The 6,249-nt window shown below is 62.0% G+C and carries 6 protein-coding genes; 4 read left to right on the forward strand and 2 right to left on the reverse strand.

Annotated features, from left to right (window positions below; translation table 11 throughout):
- Positions 1-23: 23 nt before the first annotated feature.
- Genes L4923_RS07530 through L4923_RS07545 form a run of 4 tightly spaced genes read left to right on the forward strand, consistent with a single transcriptional unit; the run spans position 24 to position 3,244 of the window.
- Positions 24-542 (forward strand): ZrgA family zinc uptake protein, encoded by a 519-nt coding sequence (locus tag L4923_RS07530; RefSeq protein WP_239363192.1) that lies wholly within the window; start codon positions 24-26, stop codon positions 540-542.
- Positions 543-558: 16 nt separating this feature from the next.
- A complete protein-coding gene (locus tag L4923_RS07535) occupies positions 559-1,269 on the forward strand; it encodes an ABC transporter ATP-binding protein (RefSeq protein WP_239363193.1) in 711 nt (236 codons plus the stop codon).
- Positions 1,266-2,522, forward strand: a complete 1,257-nt coding sequence (locus L4923_RS07540) for an ABC transporter permease (RefSeq protein WP_239363195.1) — start codon at positions 1,266-1,268, stop codon at positions 2,520-2,522. Before L4923_RS07535 ends, L4923_RS07540 begins: the two co-directional genes overlap by 4 nt.
- A complete protein-coding gene (locus tag L4923_RS07545; RefSeq protein ID WP_239363196.1) occupies positions 2,519-3,244 on the forward strand; it encodes a DUF3299 domain-containing protein in 726 nt (241 codons plus the stop codon). The genes L4923_RS07540 and L4923_RS07545 overlap by 4 nt, the downstream gene beginning before the upstream one ends.
- A gap of 71 nt (positions 3,245-3,315) precedes the next feature.
- On the opposite strand, the gene L4923_RS07550 is transcribed toward L4923_RS07545, so the two are convergent.
- Both L4923_RS07550 and L4923_RS07555 read right to left on the reverse strand, forming a co-directional pair.
- Positions 3,316-4,995: a GspE/PulE family protein gene (locus L4923_RS07550; RefSeq protein ID WP_239363197.1), complete on the reverse strand. Its 1,680-nt coding sequence runs from the start codon at positions 4,993-4,995 to the stop codon at positions 3,316-3,318.
- Positions 4,996-5,460: 465 nt separating this feature from the next.
- Positions 5,461-6,249: NAD(P)(+) transhydrogenase (Re/Si-specific) subunit beta (locus L4923_RS07555; RefSeq protein ID WP_239363198.1), on the reverse strand; the 789-nt coding region annotated here is incomplete at its 5' end.

The following is a 6,249-nucleotide window of genomic DNA, read 5'->3' on the forward strand; positions in this document are numbered from 1 at the left end:
GCATTTTCATTATCGTTTCGGCCGTGCAGGCCGAAGAAAAAAGTCGAGAGCTTGGTCCACATGTCCATGGGCACGGGACATTAGCCATCGCCATCGAGACAAACAATGTTCAGATGGAGCTTTCCGTGCCTGGCATGGATATCGTCGGGTTTGAGCATGAACCTGAAACTGCCCGGCAGAAGAGAGCTGTCGAGGCCGCACTTGCCGACCTGAAGGAACCGTTGAAGCTCTTCGGATTGCCCGATTCCGCGGGGTGCGCGGTCACCTCCGCCGACGTCAAAATCGTCGCGGAAGTGCACGAAGACGATGACGCTCCAGCCGAGGCTGACAAAGCCGCGGAGACCGAAGAGCACGACGGCCATCACACCGAGTTCCGGGCCACTTACGCTTTCGCCTGCGCGGATGCCGCCCTGGTGAGGTCGGTAGATTTCCGCTTCTTCGATCGCTTCCGGGATTCGGGGGAACTGAACGTGACATTCATCGATGCAGACGGGCAGACCGCCTACGCGGTATCCCGCGAGGCTCGCAACATGGAAAGATAGGGTGGAAGCGCAAGCCTTGATCGACGCTGTGAGCTTGCGCGGCGTCGAATACAAGTGGAACGGGCGAGATGCGTTCGCTCTATCAGTCGGCGCCCTCCAGATTCCCCGTAACGAGCGTCTCCTGCTGCTCGGCCCTTCCGGCAGCGGAAAGTCGACGCTGCTCAGCCTGCTGACCGGGGTCGTGGTGGCGCAAGCCGGAAGCCTGGAAATACTGGGGCAACGGCTTGATGCACTGGGCAGCAGCGGGCGCGATCGGTTTCGCGCTGAACACTTTGGCATCATCTTCCAGATGTTCAATCTTCTTCCATACGGCACCGTCATCGACAATGTGCTGCTGCCACTCAGCTTCGCACCGGCGCGTCGCACCCGCGCGACGGCCGCGGGCGGCGCTGAAGGCGAAGCGCGGCGCCTCTTGTCGGCGCTGGGACTTCCGGCCGACATCGGGCGTCGAAGGGCGACCACGCTGAGCGTCGGTCAGCAGCAACGTGTCGCGACCGCGCGGGCGCTCATCGGCTCACCCGAGATCATCGTTGCCGACGAGCCGACATCGGCTCTCGACGACGATCGACAGCAGGACTTTCTCGACCTTCTGCTCGGCCAGATCGACGCTACGAAGGCGACCCTGATCATGGTCAGTCACGACCGGCGCCTGGCGCGACATTTCACCAAAGTGGTCGAGCTCACCGACATCCTGGCAACCTCGCAACGCGAAGCCGCCGCGACATGATCGTTGCGCGCCTTGCCCTGCAATCCCTGCTCAACCGCTGGATCACAGTTTTGCTGACGGTCCTTGCGATCTCCGTCAGCGTCATGCTGCTGCTCGGTGTCGAAAAGGTGCGCAGCGGGGCGAGGGACAGCTTCGCAGGCACGGTGTCGGGTGCGGATTTGGTCATCGGCGCAAGGTCAGGCGCCATGCAGCTCCTTCTTTATTCGGTGTTCCGTATCGGAAACGCCACCAACAACGTCACATGGCGCAGTTACCAGGACATCGTTTCGCGCGCGGAGGTAGCCTGGGCGATCCCGCTTTCGCTTGGCGACAGTCACCGCGGCTTTCGCGTCATCGGAACCACTCCGGACTATTTCGAGCACTTGCAGTACCGCGGCGGCCAGACCTTGAAGTTTGCCGCAGGTACGCCCTTTGATGACCTGTTCGATGTCGTCGTCGGCTCGGACGTTGCGAGCCGGCTTGGCTATTCCATCGGCGACACGATCACCGTCGCGCACGGTGCGGGCTCCGTTGGGCCAGGGCACGACGACCTGCCGTTTCGCGTATCCGGTATTCTCGCACGGACCGGCACGCCGGTGGATAAGTCGCTCCATGTCAGTCTCAAGGCTATCGAGGCCATTCATGTCGACTGGCGGTCCGGTTCGCGAATCCCGGGTCAGGTTACGCCGGCCGACCGTCTGCGGCAGATGTCGCTTCCTCCGAAGGCGATAACCGCCGCGATCGTCGGCCTGAAGTCGCGCCTGCAAGTCATGGGATTCCAGCGCGCTGTGAACGAGTACAGAGCCGAGCCTCTTTCGGCCGTGCTGCCGGGAGTCGCCTTGCAGGAGATGTGGGGGCTGGTCGCCACCGCCGAGACCGCATTGCTTGGTGTCTCGGCGATGGTCGTGGTGACATCGATGCTGGGTCTATCGGCGATGATCCTGTCGACGCTCAACGAGCGGCGGCGTGAGATCGCGATACTGCGCTCGCTGGGCGCGAGACCGGGCACGGTTGGGAGCCTTCTTGTCGGAGAGGCTACCCTGCTGACAGTGGCGGGAATCGCAATCGGTACGGCCGCGCTCTATGCGGTCCTGGTGGTGGCCCGCCCGCTTATCGACAGACAGTTCGGTATCGACATCGGCATCCAGCCTCCTTCCTCGACCGATGCTCGGCTGCTGTTGGCAATATTGATTGGCGGAATCACCGCCGGCTTCCTGCCGGCCTATCGCGCCTACAGGATGTCCCTCGCAGACGGCATGATGGTGAGAACATGAAGATCACAGGCTTCCTTTTCGGCAGCGTGAAATCGATGTTGCACGGCATCGCACTCGCTATGGCTGTTTTAAGCCTGTGCTGCGGCGGGGCATTCAGCGAGGACGTCACCCAGTTGAAATGGGAAATGCTGGTCCCGCCGACGGAACCGCTGACAAATTCCCCGGACCAACTCCCCTATGAGCAGCAGTTGGCATTGAGGAATGTGCTGTATTGGAAAGGGCATCCGTCGAGCGACGTGAGCGAAGAGCTTGCCCTTCAGCGTGACGAAGCCAAAAAAAGGGTCGACGCAGAGAGGGAGAACCTCGCAAAGCACGGCGTCGATCTTGATGCGCTCTACGAACAATATGTGGCCTGGGCTACCGAGGTCGAGAGACGCGGAACGCTTACCGAGCAGAAGTATGATGGCAAGCGGGTTGCGATCACCGGATATCTGCTGCCCTTGGATTTTGACCCAGCCGGTACGACCGAGTTCCTGCTCGTCCCCTATTTCGGTGCATGCATCCATGAGCCGCCACCACCGCCGAACCAGGTGATCTACTTGAAATCCTCCGCTCCATACGCGCCAGCGGCTCTGTTTGAGGGCGTCATGATAACCGGCATCATGCGCGTGCAGTCTGAAAAGAAAGAGCTCTCTTTGATCGACGGCTCAGACGAAGTTGCCTCAGGCTATCTTTTGGAGGGCGAAAGCATCGTTCCCTATCAAGGCGACAGTGGCGGCTAAGGTGGTCAATCACAATGAAGCGATTCCGGCCGCCGTAGATCGGAGGCAAGCGCTGACGTGGACGGACGCATTCAGCGAAACCCTGTGACCCGGAGCACCTCTGCCGGTGAGGTGAGACCTTGCCCTGCTTTCCTGGCACCATCATGCGCCATCGTGCTCATGCCTCGCTCCAGCGCGAGCGCCTCGATCCTGGCGTGGTCCGCCCCTTGTGAAGCGAGTTCGGTGATGGCCTCATCGAGGACCAGGATTTCGAAGACGGCGATGCGGCCTCGATATCCTGTGCCGTTGCAACGACCGCAGCCAACCGCGTTGAACACTTGCTGGCCCGGGGAGAATCCGACGGCCTCGTAGCGGGAGTCGGAGGAAAAAATCTCGGATGAGAGAATTCCTTCCTGCTTGCAGTGATCGCACAGCCGCCGCAACAGGCGCTGGGAGATGATGCCGCGTACGGCACCGACCAGCAGATAGGTCTCGACACCTAGGTCGCGCATACGCGTGAAGGCCGCCGCCGCGGTGTTTGCGTGGACGGTGGTGAGAACGAGGTGTCCGGTGAGCGCTGCCTGAACAGCGGCCCGTGCCGTCTCGCCGTCGCGTATCTCGCCGACCAGGATCACGTCGGGGTCCTGTCGCACGAACGTCCGGATCGCAGATGAGAAGGTGATGCCGATCGCCGAGTTGATCTGCGACTGCACGATGCCGGGGATCTGGTACTCGACGGGATCCTCGATGGTCACGATCTTGCGGCCCGGATCGTTTAGCTTCGAAAGCGCGGCAGCGAGCGTCGTCGTCTTGCCGCTGCCGGTTGGGCCGGCGACGGCGATCATTCCGTGTGTGTGCTCGAGGAGACGGTTCAGCGTGTGCCGTTCTTCCTCGTCCAGGCCCACGCCCGCGAAATCGAGCAGGACGCTGTCGCGGTGCAGGATGCGCATGACAACGGTCTCGCCATGGATGGAGGAAAGGGTCGCAACGCGCAGTTCGACTTCGCGGTCGCCAATGGGAAGGCGCATCGCACCATCCTGAGGCTTGCGGCGCTCGGTGATGTCGAGGCCGGCAAGAACCTTGATTCGCGACACGATCGCATCGCCCATTTCATGCGGCGGCGAAGGCATGATCCGCAAGACGCCGTCGATGCGGAAACGCATCACGAGCCGTCCGCGCATCGGTTCGAGGTGGATGTCGGTTGCCCTCAAATCGAGCGCGCGCCGGAAGATGTCGTCGACGACAACCACAACCGGCGCGCCACTCGCGAGATCCCGGAGGCTTGCGATAGCCGCTTCGGAGGTTGCCCCTTCGCCGGTGGCCTGCGCAACATCCTGCATGCCGGAAAGACGTTCAAGGCAGGTTTCCAGGTCGGGTGCGGGAACCACGCAGACCTCGACGTCACCTTCCAGAACGGATCGCAGCGCCTCTATCGGGTCTGCGTCTCCGGGGTGGAGAACCCCTATGACGGCGCTCCCGTCAGGCGCCGTGAGCGGCGCTATCCAGTTCTCGACGAGAAATCGGTTTGAGAGATTCTGCGCGACGGGCCTGTAGTCAGCGAGTTGCTGCCGATCGAGAAGCCGCACCCCATAATAGGACGATAGGAAGCCTGCGAGGGCATCGGCGTCGATGATCTGCGCTTCGATCAGGCGGTGCAGGTCGGAGGCCCGCGACGCCGTGCTCTCACCGAAAAGGCCCTGCGTAGCTTCGCGGCTCGCCAGTCCGGCATCGGCCATGGCCGACAAGAGTGAGTCTGTAAGCTTTGGGTTCATCGAATGTACCTGTCGCACTTGACCCCTGAGCACAATGGACGCCGCCTTGCACATGCCGAATCCGGCCGTCGGCTTAGTCCATAGAGCGGTCTGCCTGGCGTACAATTCCAAATCCGGCAGTTCCCCGGAAAGCTGCGCCAGAGCAGAAGGTTGCGCGGTGTAGGTGTCAAGAGCTTGTGCCCTTTACTCCCACCGGGTGCCACGCCAGGTAACGATTGAGAAGCTTTCGCCACACCGACATCATCGCCGCCAATGTTGCGCCCGACTCGACCACGGCAAACGCAACGCCTGCCAGCGGCAGCTGGCGGAAATCGTCGTACGATGCGACCGTACGATCGCAGCCAAGGCCGCCTCGGTCGAGGAAGGAAGCCTTGGCCGCCAAAGGCAGACTGCGCCGCGTTGGAATGGGCAGGCTTGGAGTAGCTGGAGCCCTTTTGCCTCATCGCCTTGCAGGGCGTATCAATCTCAGTGATCCATCGCCTTGACGATCTCCTCGGTCATCTTCTTGGCGTCGCCGAGCAGCATCATGGTGCCGTCCTTGTAGAACAGCGTGTTGTCGATGCCGGCATAGCCGGAGCCGAGCGAGCGCTTGACGAAGAGGCAGGTGCGGGCCTTGTCGACGTCGAGGATCGGCATGCCGTAGATCGGTGAAGACTTGTCGTCACGCGCGGATGGATTGGTGACGTCGTTGGCGCCGATCACATAAGCGACATCGGCCTGTGCGAATTCGGAGTTGATGTCTTCCAGCTCGAACACTTCGTCATACGGCACGTTGGCTTCCGCCAGCAGCACATTCATATGGCCCGGCATGCGGCCGGCGACCGGGTGGATGGCATACTTCACCTCGACGCCGTTGGCCTTCAGCTTGTCGGCCATTTCGCGCAGCGCGTGCTGTGCCTGGGCCACCGCCATGCCGTAGCCCGGCACGATGATGACCTTCTGCGCGTTCATCATCAGATAGGCGGCATCATCGGCAGCGCCGGTCTTCACCGTGCGCTGGATGCCGTCATCCGCCGCCGCAGTGGTCTCGCCGCCGAAGCCGCCGAGGATGACCGAGATGAAGGAGCGGTTCATGCCCTTGCACATGATGTAGGACAAGATCGCACCCGACGAACCGACCAGCGCGCCGGTGATGATCAGCGCCAGGTTGCCGAGCGTGAAGCCGAGAGCCGCAGCCGCCCAGCCCGAATAGGAGTTGAGCATCGACACCACGACCGGCATGTCGGCGCCGCCGATCGGGATGATCAGCAGCAC

It is taken from the genome of Terribium retamae (assembly GCF_022347545.1).
Taxonomy (GTDB): Bacteria; Pseudomonadota; Alphaproteobacteria; order Rhizobiales; family Rhizobiaceae; genus Mesorhizobium; species Mesorhizobium retamae.